The following is an 18,537-nucleotide window of genomic DNA, read 5'->3' on the forward strand; positions in this document are numbered from 1 at the left end:
ATGTTGAAGTCATCGTTCTGTGCATTTTTGTCAGTCCTGCTGGCCCTCCTGCTGCTGGTCAGCCCCTTTGCGTTTTCCCAGCAGATGGGCGCCGGGATGCTCGCCTATGAGGAGGGGCAGAGCCCGCGCCTCGTCACCGCCAACCTGAGCGCAGGCTCGGTCACTCTCCTTGAGCGCGATAGCGGCAAGCGACTCAAGGAGGTGCAGCTGGGGGGCGATCTGCGCCAGATTGCCCGCACCGATGACGGCACCCTGCTGGTCACCGATTACAGCGGCGATCGCCTGCTGCTGCTGGACGAAGATCTCGACCTTGAGAAAGTGATTCCCACCGGCCATAGACCCTACGGGATCATCTTCGATGCCAAGCGGCAGTGGTTCTGGGTCACGCTGTTCGAATCAGCTCGCCTGCAGGCCTACGACACCTCAGGCAGACTGCAGCTGGATGCGGCCAGTGCCGAAACCCCGCGCGGGCTGGCGCTGACCAACGACGACCGCCTGCTGCTCACCCACGCCATGACGGGCCAGCTCGCCATCTATGATCTCGGCAAGCTCGAGAGCGGAGCCAACGGCACCACCCTGCCCAAGCCGCACCTGATCACGTTGGCCGAGACCCACAGCGATACGCCGAGCGACTCCCAGGGCTTGCCGCGCCTGCTCGATGGCATCACTATCTCCCCCGATGGCAGCGAAGCCTGGCTGCCACATGTGCTGTGGAGTTTCGACCACCCCTTCCAGTTTCAGAGCACCGTCTTTCCGGCCGTCTCCATCATAAATCTCGATGAGGAGAAAGAGCGGGTAGATGAAAGAAAGCAGCTCTTTTTGCAGATCAACCTGCCGAGCGTCGGCAACCGCAGCCAGATCGTCTCCAACCCGTTCGCGGCGCGCTTCGCCGCCGACGGCAAGCGGATCTACCTGACCCTGGCGGGCTCGGAGGATCTGCTGGTGTTCGACCTGTCGCGCAGCGGCAAGCAGAACAGCAACCGCCACCGCCGCAAGAAGTTTCAGGGGGGCGCCAAGGCGACCCAGCTCCTTCGCCATCTGCCGGGCCAGAATCCGCGGGATCTGCTGATCGATGGCGACCACCTACTGGTGCACAACGCCATGGGGCAGGATCTCACCCGTCTCAACACCGGCGGCAGCGGCCCCTTCGCCCGGGTCACCGTCGATCAGCCGCACTTCGCCAAACTGGTGGAGACGGATCCCCGCCCCGAGGCGCTCAAGCGCGGCGAGCGGCTGTTCAACTTGGGCAACACAGCTTCCAACTCACGCTTCCCCATGGCGGGGGACAACTGGATGAGCTGCAACTCCTGCCATCTGGACGGGTTCAACTTCACCAACCGCTATCTGATGGCCGCCCATCGCCAGCAGAGCAGCGATAACGCCATCAATGGTCACGCCAACCTCGCCAACATGGTGGCGGGGGACTTTATCGGCGAATACCTGCGCATGACCCAGCAGACCCAGGGCGGCATGGGCCATGACACCCGCGATGGCGCCGAGGCAGTTGACCCCGCCAGGCCCCAGCCCGAGGTGAAGGCCATGATGGAAGACTTGCACGCCTTCGTGACCGCCGATGGCAACCTCCCCTATCTCGCCAACTGGCTGCGGCTCGATGCCCCGCGCACGGATCCGGCCAAGGCGCCGACCACCCATCCCAAGGAGTGGCTCAACTCCGCCTCCTGCCAGAACTGCCACCAGCAAGCGTTCCAGGATTGGAGCGAGAGCAACCACAGGCTGATGGGCAACTCCCACCCCTACTACAAGGTGGTGCAGGCGTTGGCCCGCCAGACCGAGGGCGAAGCGTTCGGCCAGTGGTGCCAGGGCTGCCACATGCCCCAGCAGGTGATGAACGGCCAGCAGGATATGCCCAAGGGCTCCCATATGTTCGAGCAGGGCGGCGCCTCGCTGATCGCGGCCCACCAGAAAGGCGAGCCCGTGGTGGAAGAAGGCACAAGCTGCGTGCTCTGCCATCGCATCACCCGGCTCGAGGATGCCGGTGGCAACAGCGCCTTTACCGTGAATTTGAAAGACCGCGAGAGCTATGTGTTCGAGGATGCCGCCGGCGGCAGCCTCAAGCACTGGCTGGCCGAGCGGCAGATCAACGCGCGCCCCGCCATGCACAAGGCTTCCTACCAGAAGGATTTCTACCGCGATGCGGCCCTGTGCAAATCCTGCCACAACGAGTTTGCCCCGGGCACAGGCGCCAATATCGTCAACACCTGGGATGAGTGGGAGAATTCCAGCTTCGCCAAGGCGGACGATCCCGCCAAGCTGCGCAGCTGCATCGACTGTCACATGAACCCGGAGCCGGGGAATGGCGGCGCACCGGTGGCCGGCCAGTCCACCGAAAACGGCACAGTGAAAGAGCGGCTCTATCGCCACAACTTCACCGGCGCCCAGCATCAGCTGGTGGGACTGCGCAACCCTGAACTCGAGCAAGAGAGCCTGGCGCTGTTGCGATCCAGCGCGACGCTCTCCGCCCGCATCGAAGGGGCTGCCGATCGCCGCCAACTGGTGGTGCGGGTTGCCAATACCGGCGCGGGCCACGCCCTGCCCACCGGGGTCGCCGATTTTCGCGAGCTCTGGCTGGAGCTGACCGTCACCGACGCCAGCGGCAAGCGGGTGCTCAAAAGCGGCCAGCCGGTGGCTGGCGCCGTGCCCGAGGACGCGCGGCTGTTCAGAAAGGTGTTCGGCGATGCCGACGGCAAGCCGGTGGGGCTCAAGTTCTGGCGTTACGCCAAGCTGCTGGCGGATACCCGCATCCCGGCCGATGGCTGGCGCGATGAAGCCTGGCCTCTGCCGGCGGATGCCCGTGGGCCCTTCCAGGCCGACATCAAACTCAATTTCCGCACCTACCCCAAGTGGGTCAATGATGCGGTGCGCGCCGCCGAGCCGAGCCTCCCGGAGCCACCCATAGTGCTGCTCAACCGGTTGCAACTCACCTTGCAACCCACCTCCCCTACGCCTGACACGGAGCCTGAATCCTGATGTTTGCAAGTTTTCTCATTACCCTGCGCGAGGGGCTGGAAGCCTTTCTGCTGGTGGGCATCTGCCTCTCCTATCTCGCCAAGCTGGGGGCGAGCCGTTACAACAAGTTCATCTATCTGGGGGTGGGGTTGGGCCTCGTCGCCTCTCTGGTGGTGGCCTTCCTGTTCCAGGTGGTGGTGAGCCAGTTCGAGAGCGAGCGCTACAACCACCTGCTGATGGCGGGGATCCTGATCTTCGCCACTCTGGTGCTCACCTACATGGCGGTCTGGATGCAGAAGCAGGCCAAGTCCCAGGTCGGGGCCATGACGGCGCGCATCGATGCGGCCATCGATGGCGGCAACCTCTTTGGCCTGGTGCTGCTCGCCTTCCTCGCCGTGATGCGCGAGGGCTTTGAAACCGTGCTCTTCTTCTCGGCCCTGGTCTACTCAGGGCAAGGGGTGGATCTGCACGAGGGACTGATGGGGGCGCTGGGCGGACTGCTGATCTCTGTGGTGCTGGTTTGGGGCCTGCTGCGCTCCACCCGCAAGGTGGCGCTGGCCCCTTTCTTCCGCTGGACCGGCCTGCTCATCATCATCATAGCCGCAGGCCTGCTGTCGTCCGCCGTCAACATGTTGCAGGCGGCGGGGGTCATCACCCTCTGGACGACGCCGGTATTCAACATCAGTCACATTCTCGACGATCAGGGGGTATTCGGTACCTTCCTGCGCGCCCTGTTTGGCTACAATGCCTCACCGGCCGGCTTGCAGTTGCTGACCTGGGCCAGCTACCTGGTGATCTTCGTCACCATCTGGCATCGCAACTATCGCCACAAAGTCCAGGGGTAAGCCCGCCTCTTTGCGAGATATGAATACGGCAAGGCGGCTCACGGGATGGGCCGCTTTTTTCACCCTCTTCCCCTTTTCTCTTCAGCCAGATTTTTCGGATACACAGTCATGAGCGACAGCAAGAAGATTGCAGTACTGGGCGCAGGCCCTGCCGGTTTGATGGCCGCCTGGCGTCTTTGCCAAGCCGGTTTTGCGGTCACCCTGTTCGAGCAGGAGCCCGTGGTGGGCGGCATGTGCGCCACCCAGACCTTTGCCGGCAAGGATGGCGACTATCGCTTCGATTACGGCGGTCACCGCTTCATCACCAAGAACCCCGAGCTGCTCGCCTTTATCGACGAGCTGATGGGGGACGATCTGCTCCACGCCGATCGCAAGAGCGTGATCCGCTTTGGCGGGCGCACCTATGACTACCCCTTGAACCTCACCAATCTGATCAAGACAGCCCCCCTGCCGCTGATGGCTGGCGCGGTGAAAGACTTGCTGCTGTTGCCCTTTGCCAAGAAGCCGGACGACTTTGACAAGGCGAGCTTTGCCGAGTGGATCCAGAGCCACTTCGGCCGCACCCTCTATCGCCAGTTCTTCGAGGGCTACACCGGCAAGCTGTGGGGCATCAACCCTGACCGGCTCTCCGCCGACTGGGCCGGTCAGCGCATCAGTCTCATCGATCTCAAAGACGTGGCACGCCGCCTGCTGCCAAGGCGCAAGGGCAACCTCTCGGTGCGTACCTATGCCCGCAAGTATCGCTATCCAAAGTATGGTTTCGGCCAGATCTTCGCCACCCTGGGTGAGCGGCTGGTGGCAGAAGGCGTCGAGCTCAAAACCGGCGCCACCATCACTCGCCTTGAGCAGGCTGATGGCCGAATTGAGCGGGTTTATTGGCAACAGGAGGGTGTTGAGCAAAGCGAATCCTTTGATCAGGTGATCTCTACCCTGCCGCTGCCGCTCACCTGTCAGCATCTGGGCTTGCCGTGCGATCTCCACTACCGCTCGCTTCGCTTCGTCAACATGCCGCTCAATCAGGAGAACCTGTCGGACAACACCTGGCAGTACCTCTCGGATCCCCACATCCTGGCCACCCGCTTGCAGGAGCCGCGCCGGCGCAGCCCCTTTATGGCGCCGGTGGGGAAAACATCCGTGATGCTGGAGATCCCCTGCAATCCGGGAGACGCCACCTGGCAGGCGCCGCTGGCCGAGCTGCGCGGTCGGGTCACCGCCGATCTCGCCAGCCTGGGGGTGGATACCGCCAAGCTGGGGGACGAGACCTTCGAGGCGCGCAGCGAGTACGCCTATCCGCTGATGGATCTCGGCTATCAGGCCCGCCGCAACGCGGCCATCCAGGCGCTGATGCCGATTAGCAATCTCATCATGACCGGCCGCCAGGGGACGTTTCGCTACATCTTCACCGACACCGCCATGGAGATGGGCATGATGGCGGCCGACATGGTGATCGACGGGGTGGACAGACGCCACGCCATCTTCAATCATCGCAACGAAAATACCGTGATCGAAACCCAGAGCGTGGCGTGAGAGCGATTAAAGCTGTTCAACCGGCAAACAGACGCCGCAACACCTTCAATCATCGCAACGAAAATACCGTGATTGAAACCCAGAGCGTGGCGTGAGCACGATGACTGGTGTTCAACAGGCAGACAGACGCCGCAACACCTTCAATCATCGCAGCGACAATACCGGAATCGAAACCCAGCGCGTGGCCTGACCGCCGCGCCATTGGCATAACAAGGAGAACAGGATGATCATACGCCCGGGTTTACTCGCCCTCGCTTTGCTGACGGGCCCGCTGCTGACCGGCATGGGACAAGCCCAAGCTTACTCCTACGCCGCCGCCGGCAAGGAGCCGCTGATCGATGCACGCGAAGCGCTGCTCGGCGCCGCTACTGACGGCAAAGATGCCAGCGCCACCTTGAGCGACATCGCCGAGGAGCTGACCTATCTGGAAGAGCACCACAAGGTCGAATTGCAAGCGCCGCTGGCTGCCGCCATCAAGGCCAAAGATGCCGCAGCTACCGCCGCCCTGCTCAACCGCGCCTACAAGGCCGAGATCGAGCGTCGCCTCGAGGGGGCCAGCCAGAACCTCGGCGACTACCAGACCGCCAAGGTGCTGGTGGTCAAGAGCAAGCGCTTCCTGGATTTGATCCTCCCCTCTCTCAGTGAAGGGGATCGCAAGGCCGCCGAGCAGGCGCTGGCCAGGGTGCTCGATGCCATCGGCAACCCGGGTGTCTTCGGGGTGGGTGCCAAGCCTGCCGATGCCACCGCCTTTGCCGAGGCTGAAAAAGCGCTGATGGCCGTGCTGGCACCGCTCTGATGACTCTCTGCCCATCATTGCGCCATCTCGCTGTGACAAACCGTGGGTTTCGCTTCGCTCTACCCACCCTACGCACAGCCTGCCGATAAATGCACCCGGACGCCGGTTTGCCCCCTTCTCCCCCGGCGGGAGAAGGGTTGGGGATGAGGGGGAAGGCAAGGTCTCGGCGTTGGACTTCCCCTGGCTCCCCCCCCCTCTGGCTGCTTGCGCTGCTGCAGCTGGCCTGGCTTGGCTGGCTGCTGGCCTTTCCGGTGGCGCTCGATTCCGACGATGCCCTGAACTTTGCCCACGGGGTGACGCGCTTCAGCGTGCTGGAGTTCTCCCCCCACTTTCCTGGCTACCCCGCCTTTATCTGGCTGGCGCGGCTTATCAATCTTTTGGTAGACGAACCGGCCCGCGCGGTGCAGTGGGCAAGCTTGATGGGTACAGGGCTGCTGGCACCACTGGCTGCGCTGCTTGCGGTCAGGTTGTGGCAGCGGCCGAGCCTGCTGACGCCGGTCTGGCTGCTGATATTGGCCCTGCCGCTCACCCCGACCCTGGCGCTCTCCGGCCTCTCGGACGGGCCTGCGCTGGCGGCATGGCTCGGGGCTCTCTTGGCCTTGCAGCATCGCAAGATAACGCTGGCCGGCCTGCTGGTAGGGCTGCTGCTGGCCCTGCGCCCCTCCTATTTCGTGCTGGCATTGCTGCCGCTTTGGCTCGGGATGCAACACAAGGGGGAACGACTCAGATTTATACTCCCCATTGCGCTGGTAGGATTTTCCAGCCTGCTGTTTGTCTGGCAGGCCGATGGCCTGGCCTATTTCAGCGAAGGGCGGCGCTTTACCGACGGCCACTTTACCCTCTGGGGCAACACGGCGGCGGCCCATGGCGACCGGCTTTTGAGCTGGGCCCGCACCTTCAATGATCAACTGACCCCGCTTTGGCCCTTGGCAATCGGGCTGTTGCTGATACCGCTCTGGCCTGCGGTTCGGTGCAAGGCCGCACCTGCCAAGCAGGTCTGGTATCTCGGCTGGCTGGCCCTGCTGCTCTGGACCCTGTTTGGCCAGAACCCGGACAATCCCCGCCATCTGGCGCCCCTCACCCTGCTCGGCCTTGTGCTGCTGGCGGGCAGGCTGCCGCGCCGGGGCGAGCTGCCGGCCATGCTGGGAGCCCTTGCGCTGCTGATGACCACACTCACCCCGCCCCTGCCGCCCGCCATGGTCAAGGCGACTCAACTGGCCGAGCGGGTGTGCCCGGCGCTGGTGACCCAGTGGGGGGTGAGGCTACTGCGAGAGACCACGGCCCTGCCCGTCACCGACGGCTGGTACCAGGGGGATGCCCGCCTCGCACTGGCGCAAGGGGCTTGCCGCCTCAGCCGACGGCCCATCCTGGCTGGCGATCTGCCCGCACCAAACCGGCAGATCTGGCTTGCCCCCCGCTTTCACGCCGAACCGGGCCTCTGGCTCGGGATGCAGGAGCCTGTCTCGCCCTAGCCGGCCTCTGGCTCGGGATACAAGAGCCTGTCTCCCCCTAGCCGCCCTCTGGCTCGAGCTACAGGTACCCGTCGCCCCCTAGTCAGCCACTCGACCCACCTGCCAGGCGGCCAGCGTCGACTACACTCACTTCGCATCCGAGACAAGTGAGTCTGTTTATGAAGAAGCCTAGCGAATGGTATCTCATCCCTCTGACGCTGGTGCTGGCCTGCGGGGTCTTGCTGTTGCCGCTCTGGCTGCGGGGGGGCAGCCAGGGGCATGATCTGTTTCATCATCTGCTTTCCGGCCACTATTTTGCGCTGCAACTGTGGCAGGGGGAGCTCTACCCGCGCTGGCTGATGGCCATGAACGGCGGCTTTGGCAGCCCTACCTTCTTCTTTTATCCCCCCTTGCCCTACTACGTCAGTGCTCTGTTCGCCGGCCCCCAGCCGCTCGCCCATCAGGCCATCTACCCCCTGCTATGGAGCGCCAGCCTGGCGCTGCTGCTGTCCGGTCTCTTCGCCTACCTCTGGCTTCGTCGCTTTAGCGCCCCCGGTCGCGCCCTGGCCGCCAGCCTGCTCTACCTCGCCCTGCCTTATCATCTGGCCATGGATCTCTATGCCCGCTTCGCCCTGGCCGAATTCTGGGCCTTCGTCTGGGCTCCTTTGGTACTGCTGGGGCAGGATCTCGCCGGCCAGCGCCGGCGAGGCGGCTTCCTCCTGCTGGCACTGGCGCTGGCCTTGTTGGCATTCACCCACCTGCCCAGCCTGCTGTTGATGCTGGCGCTGATCACGCTGCGGGCGCTGCTGCAAACCTGGCGCTCACGCACATCGTTTCCGCTTCGGATCACCCTGGCCGCGCAAGTGCTGGGGCTGGCCATGGCCGCGGCCCTGCTGCTACCCGCCCTGCTAGATCAGGGGGCCATCTCCATGGAGCTGATGCGTGGCGGCATGTTCGACTTCAGGCGCAACTTTCTCGACCGCTTGCCCTCGGGCTGGGGCGACTGGCGCTTTCGCGGCCATCTGGCTTGGCAAAGCCTGCTGACCATGGGGTTGTTGCTGCTCGCCTGGGCAGCGGCCCGTGAGCCACGCCACCCCGAGCTCCTGTGCTGGGGGGTGTTGGGGGTGGGTGCCTTCCTGATGATGCTGCCCCTCAGCCAGCCAATCTGGCACCTGCTGCCACCGCTGCAGCGGCTGCAATTTCCCTGGCGGTGCAATCTGATCCTCACCCTGGCCACGGTGGCGGTGGTCGCGCTGGGAACCCCGGTCAAGCAGCCATGGCAAGGGATCTGGTGGAGCCTGCTGCTGATCACCCTGGTCTCCAGCCTCGCCTATGTCTATTACGCCCCCCTCACCCAGGCACCGCTCAAGACGGTGATCGATGCCGAGTTCGACAGCAAGCGCAGTGCCCGGGAATACCGCCCCATTCAGGTGCCCAGTGGCCGGTTTACCCCGACTCTGCTCGCCTGGAAGGAGGAGTTTCAACCCCCGGTCACCACTGAGCAGCAAGGCGCCGAGTGGACGCTGGTACGCTGGCAACCCAGATGGCTGGAACTGGCGGTGAGGACACAGAGGCCCACCAGGCTTATCTTGCACCAATATGACTACCCGGGCTGGCAGGCCAGGCTGGATGACTCGCTGACGCTGGCGGTCAGCGCAAACCGGCAGGGGCTGCTGCAAGTCTGGGTGCCTGCCGGCCAGCACAGGCTCAGCCTGAGGCTGACGGCGCGCTGGCCAGAACGGTGGGGAGGCGGGATTTCCCTGCTGGGCTGGCTCTGCTGGCTACTGCTCGCCTATCGAGGCTGTCAGGCGCCGAAACGGCAGTGATCCGGCAGCCTGGACCGCAATACGCCGCCTTGCATCACAGCCAGAGCGTGACGGGGGACGGCATAGCCCTGCCCAAACCAGCCAAAACTGATAGACTGACTACTTGTTACTTTTTTTCACGCGAACTTGCTCACGATCGGACATCCTATGCCCCAACCCGTAGCCCTCTCTCCCCGTTTTCTGTTTATCCTGCTCGGCGCCCTGGCGGGCCTGACCCCGCTGGCGGTGGACATGTACCTGCCCGCCATTCCGGCCATCGCCCGGGATCTCGCCACCAGCATAGACGGTGCCCAGCTCACCATCAGCGCCTTCCTCGGCGGCTTCGCCATCGGCCAGCTGTTCTACGGGCCGCTCGCCGACAGCTATGGCCGCAAGCCGGTGATCCTGGCGGGTCTGGTGATGTTTGCCATCGCCTCGGTGGGCTGCGCCATGGCGGACTCCCTGCCCGAATTGCTGGCCTGGCGCATGCTGCAGGCGGCGGGCGGTGCGGCCGGCTCAGTGGTGGTCAATGCCCTGCTGCGCGACCTGTTCGAGAAGGATGCGTTTTCGCGGGCCATGTCGTTCGTCATCCTGGTGATGACGCTGGCGCCCCTGGTGGCCCCCGTAATAGGCGGTTACATCAGCGCCCACAGCGACTGGCGGGTGATCTTCTGGCTGCTGGTGGGCATCAGCCTGCTCATCTGCGTGGTGATGCAGTGGAAAATTCAGGAGACCCTGAAGCCTGAACACAGGCAGCCGCTCAGGCTGGGGCAGGTGCTGCGCAACTACTGGGGCGTGCTCTCCCATCGCGGCGCCATGGGTTATGTGCTGTGTGGCGCCCTGTCGAGCTCGGGCATGTTCGCCTTTATCAGCGCCTCGCCCTACGTCTACATCGAGTATTTCAAGGTGCCGACCGAGCACTATGGCTGGCTGTTCGGCCTCAATATCCTGCTGATGATGGTGGTCACCTTCGTCAACAGCCGGCTGGTGAAGGGAGTGGGTGCCGAGCGCATGCTGCAATACGGTCTGCTGATGCTGCCCTGTGCCGGCGCCTTGCTCATCTACAACGCCTGGAGCCAGACCGGGGGCCTGTGGGGCATCGTCATCCCTGTGGTGCTGTTCGTCGGTCACATCAGCCTGGTGGGGGCCAACGCCATGACGGGACTGATGGGTCACTTCCCCCAGTCGGCAGGCACGGCCTCGGCCCTGGCCGGCACATTGCGCTTTGGCATAGGCGCCCTGGTGGGCATTCTGGTCAACCTCAATCCGCCCGAATCGCCGCTGCCCATGGCCATCGCCATCGCCGGCTGCGGCTTTGGTTCGGCCATCAGCTACTGGCTGCTGACCGGCAAGAAATAAACGCCTGACACAAAAACGCCGCCCTCCTTGATCACCAAAGAGGGCGGCGTTTTCATGTCCGTTGTGCAGTCCCCGCAAGCGGCAGGGAGGCGCAGCTGGCGTGCCGGGGAATTACTTCTTGCCGAAACCCGACTGCTTGAGGGTGTAGCCGGCGCTGTTTTGCCAGGCATCCAGGCCGCTGCGGTTGTTGCCCGCCACCAGGCTGGCGGCCAGGCTCGGGCTGTTGAACAGCTGATCGGCGGTGAACACAAACCCTCCTTCACTGCGAGGGGCCAGGATCCCCTTGCCCAGCAGCTCCTGACGCAGTTCGATCACGGCTTCACGCAGGGAGGCGGCATCCTCGCCATTGGCGGTGGAGCCCGCCAGCACCATGAAGCCCGGATTTTGCCGCTTGCCCACCGGATAACCGTGGGCCTCGGCGCCCTTGCCGTTGAAGTGGTACAGCTCGCGCTCCCCCGGCTTGTTGTCGGAGAGCGCCTTTTGCAGGGTCATCAGCTCGTTATAAATCTCGATGGGGACGACGGCAGCCTGCTTGTTGCCCTTGCTATCGATGATAAAACTGACTTGCTTGTGTAACATCCTTGCTCATCCTGTGACCCATGGAAGCCCCTATTCTAACCACCTCTGGCAAGCGGGATCCAGCGAGGATCCTCACCTCTTTTGCAGGCTTGATCACTAACTGGCCCTCTTGAACCGTCGTGAGGCGTGTTGATCATTCCCGCCCGTGGTAGCCTAGATGGCATGATGAAAGCCATTGACCATCAAGCGGTTATCCCATGCTGACCCTGCGCAACCTCTGCAAGAGCTTCGATAACGGCAGCGAACGCCTGCCGCTGTTCCATCACCTGGATCTCACCCTGGCCGCTGGCGAGATCACCCTGCTGCTGGGGCAGAGCGGCTGTGGCAAGTCGACCCTGCTCAATCTGATCGCCGGGCTCATACCCCCGGATGAGGGGGAGATCTGGCTGGGGCAGACCCGGCTCGACAACCAGTCCCCGGACGATCGGGCCCGCCTGCGCGGCCGGCATTTTGGCATCGTCTATCAGGATTTCAATCTGCTGCCGACCCTGAACGTGGAGGAGAACCTCTGCCTGCCGCTCGCCATCAACGGCCTGCCCCGCCATGAGACAACCCTTGACGCCCTGCTCACCCGGCTCGATCTCGTCCACAAGCGCCACGCCTGGCCGGAGCAGCTCTCCGGCGGCCAGCGCCAGCGGGTGGCCCTGGCCCGCGCCCTCATTCACCAGCCCAAGTGGCTGCTGGCCGATGAGCCCACCGGCAGTCTCGATGAGCACAACGCCGAGCAGGTGATGGCGCTGATGATGGAGGCGGTGCGCGAAACCGGCGCCGGGCTCTTGCTGGTGAGCCACAACCCCGCCTATGGCGCCCTGGCCGATAGAGTGCTGCGCCTCGAAGGGGGCCAACTTGTCGAGCTCAAGGGCGCACGCCATGAGTGACGCCAGCCGCGATCGCGAGGCCGCATCATGCTGCCGTTGAAGGCGCTGCTGCGCCTCTATCGCACCCATCCCTGGCTGCTGCTGATGAGCCTGACCGGGCTCATGCTGGGGGTCTCGCTGGTGGTGGCCATCGAGCTGCTCAACCACAGTGCCAGCACCAACTTTGTCGCCGCCCGCAGCCAGCTGGCAGGGGAAGCCAACTACCGGCTGGCCCCGAGCGGCGGTCTGGATGAGCAGCTTTACGTCAAACTGGTGCGCAGCCAGCCGAGCCTCAATGCCATGCCGCAGCTGCACGCCTGGCTCAAAGACGAGCAGGGGCGCAGTTTTCAGCTGCTGGGGATGGATCTGTTCAACCCCGGCCCCCTTCGCCGGCTGTTTGGTGAAGGCCCATCCAGCGAACCCGCCTTTTCGCTCAACCGCGCCGACAGCGTCTGGCTGGCGGCGCCGGAGGCCAGGCGGCTTGACTGGCAACCGGGCCAATCCCGCACCTTTGTGCTGGGCGGCGGTGGCGAGGGTGATCGCCCGCTGATCCTCACTCTGGCGGGCACCTTCGAGCCAGGTGCCGTGCCCATGGAGCGGCTGCTGGTGACCGACATAGGCCTAGCCCAGCCCCTGCTTGGCAAAGAGGGTCGACTCGATCGCATCGTCTTCCAGCTCAGTGACGCCGAGGCCCGCGCTCTGCAAGCTCTGCTGCAAACCTATCGCCCCCATCAGCCGCTCTGGCTCGAGCCCATCAGCCCGGCGCTCGATGCCAGCCAGCTCGGCGATGCCCTGGCGCTCAACCTCACCGCCCTCTCCCTGCTCGCCATGGCGGTGGGACTGTTTCTGGTGTTCAACGCCCAGCGCTTCGTGCAGAGCGTGCGTCGCCCCCAGCTGGCCCAGCTGATCATTCTGGGGCTGCCGCCGAGCCGGCTGCTGCGCTGGCTGGCGCTCGAACTGCTGATCCTCGCCACCCTGGGCACCTTGCTCGGGCTGTTGCTCGGCAGCCTGCTGGCCCTGGCGCTCATGGGGCAGCTGACCCAGGCGCTGGCCGATCTCTATGGCCCCAATCCCATCGATCTGCTGCGCCTCTCCCCTCTGAGCCTGCTCAAGGCGCTGGTGATAGGCCTTGCCGGGACGTTTGCCGCCAACCTGCCCGGCTGGTGGCAGCTGCTGCGCCAATCCCCCCTTGATCTTCGTGAGGGCAACAGCCACCCGCCGCGACATACCTGGCGCCGCCGGGGGCTGGCCATCGCCATACTGCTGCTGTGCGCACTTTGCCTCTGGTTGCCACAAACCGGCTTGGGTGGCGCCCTGTTTGTGGCCGGGGGCTGGCTGCTGGCCATGGCGCTCTGGCTGCCGGACGCCCTGCACTGGCTGCTGGGGCGGCTGCGCTGCGCCATGGGGGCGCCGGATCGCCACCACCTCCTGACCGCCCGACTCGGGGTGGCCGAGACCCAATATCATCTGGATCGCACCGCCATCGCCGTGATGGCGCTGCAACTGGCCATAACCGCAGCCATCGGCATAGGGGTCATGGTGTCGAGCTTCCGCTCGAGCGTGGAGATCTGGCTGGGCCAGCGTCTGGCCGCCGATCTCTATGTCACGGCCCCCAAGGGGGTGGCAGGCAACAAGGGCGCCCTGAGCGAGGCGACCCTGGCCGCCATTCTGGCCGAACCTGAGGTGGCGCAAGCATCGCGCCGCGCCGTGCACCCCGCCCGCTGGCAGGGCCAGCCCATCGAGTGGGCGCAGATGGACTTTATCCCCGAGCTTAAAGCCGCCTATCCCCTGCTGGCCGGGCGCTGGCCCGAGGGCCCCGATGAAGTACTGGCAAGCGAACCGCTGACGGTACGGCTCGGGGTCAAGGTGGGCCAGACGCTCAGCATCACAAGCGAACAGGGGCCAAGGCGGCTCACCGTCACCGGCGTCTATCAGGATTACGGCAGCGACAAGGGGCAACTCCTGCACGCCTTCGAAGAGGGGAAGGTGCAATCCCTCGCCCTGTTCAGTGCCCACCCTGAGCAGCTGGCCGACCGGCTGCGCGCCCGTTTTGGCGAGGGGGTCAACCTCTTGCCCGCCCCCGCCATCCATGCCGCCGCCCTCAAGGTGTTCGACCAGACCTTTGTGGTGACCGAGTTGCTTAAATTGCTGATTTTGGGCATCGCCTTCGTCGGCATAGGCTCGGCCTTCATGGTGCTGGGGCTGGCCCGGCGCGGTGAATTGCAGACCTTGCAGAGTCTGGGATTGAGCCCGCGCCACTGCCGTCGCCTGCTGGTGTGGCAGGGAGCTGGCCTCGGGCTGCTCACCGCGCTGCTGGCACTGCCGGTGGGCTATGGGCTGGCCTGGGTGCTGATCGAGGTGGTCAACCCCCGCGCCTTTGGCTGGCGCCTCGCCTTCGAGGCCGCCCCCTTGCATGCCGTCACAGCTCTGTTGCTGGCGCCTGTGTGTGGCGCATTGGCGTCCTGGTTTGCCGCGAGGAAACTGGTATGAAAAAACGCAATGTCTGGCTACTGCTGCTCACCTGCACCCTTTATGGCGGGGCGGCCTGGGCCAACGATCTGGGCGCCATCCTCGGCGGCGGCAGCGATCAGTTCAAAAAGGCCCTGCCGGGCCAGCCCATCCGCTTGCCCGCCGATCACAGTGCCCACCCCGACTACAGATCCGAGTGGTGGTATCTCACCGGCAACCTCAAGGATGAACAGGGGCGCGAATATGGCCTGCAGTGGACCCTGTTTCGGCAAGGCATAGAGCAAGCGATAACGTCGAACAACCCCTGGCTCACCCCTCAGCTCTGGCTGGCCCAGTTTGCCATCACAGACCTCGGCAAAGGCAGCCACCAACAGGATGAGCGCACCAGCCGCCAGGGACCGGGGCTCGCGGGTGCCAGCGGCGGCGAATATTGGCTGCGGGAATGGGGGCTGACCTCACAGGGGAAGGCACTCTTCCCCGCTACCCTCAAGGTGCAGAGCAAGGCGGGGGATCTTGATCTCAAGGTGAGCGCCGCCAAGCCGGTGGTGCTGCAGGGCAAGCAGGGTTACAGCGAGAAGAGCACAGGCAACGCTTCGTTTTACTACTCCTACCCCAGGCTGACGCTCACCGGCACTTTGACCCTCGATGGCGAGGCCCGCACCGTCACAGGCCAAGGCTGGTTTGATCACGAGTGGAGCAGCTCAGTGTTGGCCGACTGGCAGTCAGGTTGGGACTGGTTCTCGCTGCAACTTGCCGATGGCCGCGAGCTGATGCTGTTTCGCCTGCGCACCAAATCGGGCCGCGCCAATCCCGAAAACCAGCCCGAAAACCGCTACGGCATCCTGATTGAACAGGACGGCAGCAGCCGGGTGCTCTCCCCCGACAGCATACGCCTCACCCCAGGCAAGACCTGGCGCGGCCCCAAGGGCCAGCCCTACCCTATCGAGTGGCAGCTAAGCGCCGGGGATCTCAACCTAACCATCCAGGCGCGCCAACCCAATCAGGCCATGACAGGCCGCTTTGACTACTGGGAGGGGGCGGTGACGGTATCAGGGGATGCCCAAGGGCTGGGCTATCTGGAGATGACGGGGTATTGAGTCGAGCAGATATTTAGCATTGCGATTGTGCATCTAGTTTTGGGATGACTTTAGCTTCACCATAGCCAATAGGCTGATAACAAAGCTATTTTCAGTCATGGGATAAAGTAGCAGAGATTTCCAATATGCAAAGTGTCAAACTTTGCAGTTGATACTTATATATAAAATGTGGAACATCTATCGGCCATTAGATATATAGCTAGGTTTTTGCATTTTTAATTTTACCAGCTTGTTTGATAGTGATTTAAGGTTTCCATCAGGTCACTGCGAAATCAAATACATAGCATCATAACTAAATTTTAGAGGGTAATAGTATGGGAAGTTTAACCATAGTGAATGCCTTGGGTGTTGATGTAGAAATTATCGAAGCAAGTCCGTACCAATTCATGACCCTGACCATCAAGAACGGCCAATCTGCGGTTGCAAACGTAGCGACCAGTTTTGAACGATTCATACTGAAAATCAGAGTGCTGGGGAATATCTATTATTACGACCTTAATAAAGGACACTGGTATGGTGGTGATGGTGATAACCACTACCCTAACCCAGGCAGCAAGGTAAATATCATTTTGACTGGCGATCGTGGCAGTTATATTGAAACCAGCTACAACTATGCAGCTGATAACACAACAGTCATGTGCAAATACGCTTCAGACACCAAAGCACTGGATAAAGTCTAAATCCTTCCCTCAAATATTTTAAGATTGTGCCAAATAGACCCTAGGCATATCCTAGGGTCTTAATTAAGAACGTAATGCTGTCAGAACTTTTCGCCCATCACCATCAGGCCGTTTTGCTCGGGAAAGCCCACCACCAGGGTCGCCTTGCGGGTACCCGGCATCTCGAACGCGGCAGCGTAGGCCTGCGCCCCATCCCTGGCCTTGGCCAGACCCAGCACCCACTTGTTTTCGAGCGGGCTGAGATCGCTTGATGCCTTGAAGCTGCACTTGCCAAACCCGCTCAGACTGAGCTTGCTCAGACCATTGTGCTGATCGGCCTTGCCCTTGCCGGTCAGGGTACAACCGGCTCTGGGGAACTCGATATCCAGGGTCAGAGAGCCGCCGTTGTTGGTGCTGCGGATCAGGCCCACCATGGCATCGGCAAGGCCGGCGTCATCTTCCACCAGCCAGCTGTCGCTGGTGATCACCCGGGTGGTCAGCTTGCTCACGGCAAGGTGACCGCTCCAGTCGCGATAGAGGGCTGTGCTCTGATCCGGATCCCGGAACTTGGTGCCGACGCGGGTAAAGTCAAAGGTCCAGCGCTTGACCTCCTTGCCAGCCAGATCGGTGACCGATTGGTCTTGAAAGCTGATGAGGTTGTGGTCGTTGCTCTGGGCATCGAGCCGCTTGCCCCGCACCGAGGTGCGCTCCAGCAGCACCGGATAGATGCCATCCTTGTTCTCCTTCCGGGCCGCCTGACCGGTCCATTGTGAGATGGTGACCGGCTTGCCATCGTTCTCGACCCAGACACCCCAGCGCTGCTCGCTGTCGCCCTTGGGGTAGACCAACGCCAACCCGCTCGGCCCCTTGATCATCTTGAGCGGCCCCTGATCGCCGTCGCGACTGAGCAGGTTCGCCTCATAGACGCCGGCATCGGGCAGTGGCAGCGGCGCGCGCTTGGCAATGCTGTTGGCGGCTTTCTCGCTGTCACAGGCGGACAGGGCGGCGGTGCAGGCGATGGCCAGCATGGCTTTGTGGTGCATTCTCATTGACGCTTGTTCCTTGCAATTGCTTTGTTATGTGAGGTGAATTCAATCGCCGCTGAATTTACTGGAGGGAGGGTTCGCCGGTCGACTCAAGATCTGTAACCAGCTGTTACAAGGCATTGATGGGCAAGGAACAAAACCGGGACTTGCCGCCCAAGCGGCTCGAAAGGAAGGTGAGCCCAGCGCCCCTCCCCCACTTACCTCGTGACTTAAGCGTCAAAATCTGACCGCCATCAAGATTTCATTCAAAACCCACGGGTTGGCTATGTTTTCACTCAACAAAGTGAGTCTGCGTTTGATAGGCTACTCATCCGGCCCTCTGATCCCCAAAGGCAGCCAGGAGCCCTATATGGATTTCCTCGATTCAATCCGGTTAAAAGCAGCATTTGGGGCGCTGAAACCCCGTGCGGTAGCCATGTAATTTTCTGATATGCAGCGTAACAAACGGATACTAGCGAAACTCACAATAAGATTGTAAAACAGGTTCCATATATCCACAGCATGGATCACGTGGGGTTGCCTAGTGTATTTAAATATCAATGATCCTTTCAGTTCTTCAGAAGTACTCCTGGATATATATGTAACAGAAATCCTTTACTATATGGAAGCCTTCCATATAAGGAGTTGTTGAATGGCTATTAGATACTTATGGGGGTTCAATGAAAGGTAAAATTACTCAATGGAATGACGGTAAAGGTTTTGGCCTTATTAAATCTGACGATAATTCAGAAAAAATTTCTTTCATACCTCCGCTATAAACCAACGATTCAAACAACCACAAATTAATGATGATGTATGGTTTGAAGCTACAGTAGATAGTCAACAATGCATGAGAGTCACTGTAGTTTACTATAAAAGCTTGACACTTATCTCTATAAAATCGCACGCCAAACAAAACCCTCACATTAAGAGTCAATCAAGTGATAGAAAAATCATCCTTGAGCCAGTCAGGAAAACGCCTCTAGATTTTTTATTGTTAATCATTACTATAGTGTTTATAGCTTTAGCTGGCTTTAATTACTATAAAAATATTGTAACAATATCGGCGATAATTGCATTACCTGCAGTCATTTTTTTGCT

General features: G+C 61.9%; 13 protein-coding genes. 11 read left to right on the top strand and 2 right to left on the bottom strand.

All coding sequences use genetic code 11. From position 1 onward, the window contains the following. From ACM3N8_RS15845 to ACM3N8_RS15875, 7 genes are all read left to right on the top strand, one after another. Positions 1-2,988 carry a YncE family protein gene (locus tag ACM3N8_RS15845; RefSeq protein ID WP_416016330.1) on the top strand — a complete coding sequence of 996 codons (2,988 nt, stop codon included), beginning with the start codon at positions 1-3 and terminating at the stop codon, positions 2,986-2,988. Next, a complete protein-coding gene (locus ACM3N8_RS15850; protein ID WP_098983841.1) occupies positions 2,988-3,812 on the top strand; it encodes an FTR1 family iron permease in 825 nt (274 codons plus the stop codon). The genes ACM3N8_RS15845 and ACM3N8_RS15850 overlap by 1 nt, the downstream gene beginning before the upstream one ends. Positions 3,813-3,920: 108 nt before the next feature. After that, complete coding sequence (locus ACM3N8_RS15855; protein ID WP_290019194.1) at positions 3,921-5,339, top strand: NAD(P)/FAD-dependent oxidoreductase; 1,419 nt, start codon at positions 3,921-3,923, stop codon at positions 5,337-5,339. A 223-nt stretch (positions 5,340-5,562) separates the two neighbouring features. Then, positions 5,563-6,135 (top strand): hypothetical protein, encoded by a 573-nt coding sequence (locus ACM3N8_RS15860; protein WP_290019195.1) that lies wholly within the window; start codon positions 5,563-5,565, stop codon positions 6,133-6,135. A 200-nt stretch (positions 6,136-6,335) separates the two neighbouring features. After that, positions 6,336-7,607 (top strand): hypothetical protein, encoded by a 1,272-nt coding sequence (locus ACM3N8_RS15865; protein ID WP_290019241.1) that lies wholly within the window; start codon positions 6,336-6,338, stop codon positions 7,605-7,607. Between the two features lie 158 nt (positions 7,608-7,765). Then, positions 7,766-9,412, top strand: a complete 1,647-nt coding sequence (locus ACM3N8_RS15870; RefSeq protein ID WP_290019196.1) for a 6-pyruvoyl-tetrahydropterin synthase-related protein — start codon at positions 7,766-7,768, stop codon at positions 9,410-9,412. Positions 9,413-9,559: 147 nt separating this feature from the next. Continuing rightward, a complete protein-coding gene (locus tag ACM3N8_RS15875; protein WP_290019197.1) occupies positions 9,560-10,750 on the top strand; it encodes a Bcr/CflA family multidrug efflux MFS transporter in 1,191 nt (396 codons plus the stop codon). A 111-nt stretch (positions 10,751-10,861) separates the two neighbouring features. On the opposite strand, the gene ACM3N8_RS15880 is transcribed toward ACM3N8_RS15875, so the two are convergent. Beyond that, positions 10,862-11,329: a DUF4357 domain-containing protein gene (locus tag ACM3N8_RS15880; protein ID WP_043141117.1), complete on the bottom strand. Its 468-nt coding sequence runs from the start codon at positions 11,327-11,329 to the stop codon at positions 10,862-10,864. 197 nt (positions 11,330-11,526) lie between these two features. On the opposite strand from ACM3N8_RS15880, the gene ACM3N8_RS15885 reads away from it, so the two are divergent. From ACM3N8_RS15885 to ACM3N8_RS15900, 4 genes are all read left to right on the top strand, one after another. Continuing rightward, positions 11,527-12,207, top strand: coding sequence for an ABC transporter ATP-binding protein (locus tag ACM3N8_RS15885; RefSeq protein WP_043556134.1), 681 nt, complete (start codon positions 11,527-11,529; stop codon positions 12,205-12,207). A gap of 27 nt (positions 12,208-12,234) precedes the next feature. After that, positions 12,235-14,676 (top strand): ABC transporter permease, encoded by a 2,442-nt coding sequence (locus ACM3N8_RS15890; protein WP_290019198.1) that lies wholly within the window; start codon positions 12,235-12,237, stop codon positions 14,674-14,676. Then, positions 14,673-15,752, top strand: coding sequence for a lipocalin-like domain-containing protein (locus tag ACM3N8_RS15895; protein ID WP_290019199.1), 1,080 nt, complete (start codon positions 14,673-14,675; stop codon positions 15,750-15,752). Before ACM3N8_RS15890 ends, ACM3N8_RS15895 begins: the two co-directional genes overlap by 4 nt. Before the next feature lie 314 nt (positions 15,753-16,066). After that, complete coding sequence (locus ACM3N8_RS15900) at positions 16,067-16,432, top strand: hypothetical protein (protein ID WP_241279025.1); 366 nt, start codon at positions 16,067-16,069, stop codon at positions 16,430-16,432. A gap of 80 nt (positions 16,433-16,512) precedes the next feature. On the opposite strand, the gene ACM3N8_RS15905 is transcribed toward ACM3N8_RS15900, so the two are convergent. After that, positions 16,513-17,454, bottom strand: coding sequence for a hypothetical protein (locus ACM3N8_RS15905; protein ID WP_339385751.1), 942 nt, complete (start codon positions 17,452-17,454; stop codon positions 16,513-16,515). Positions 17,455-18,537: the final 1,083 nt, after the last annotated feature.

It is taken from the genome of Aeromonas sp. A04, assembly GCF_047780465.1.
Classification (GTDB): Bacteria; Pseudomonadota; Gammaproteobacteria; order Enterobacterales; family Aeromonadaceae; genus Aeromonas; species Aeromonas bestiarum.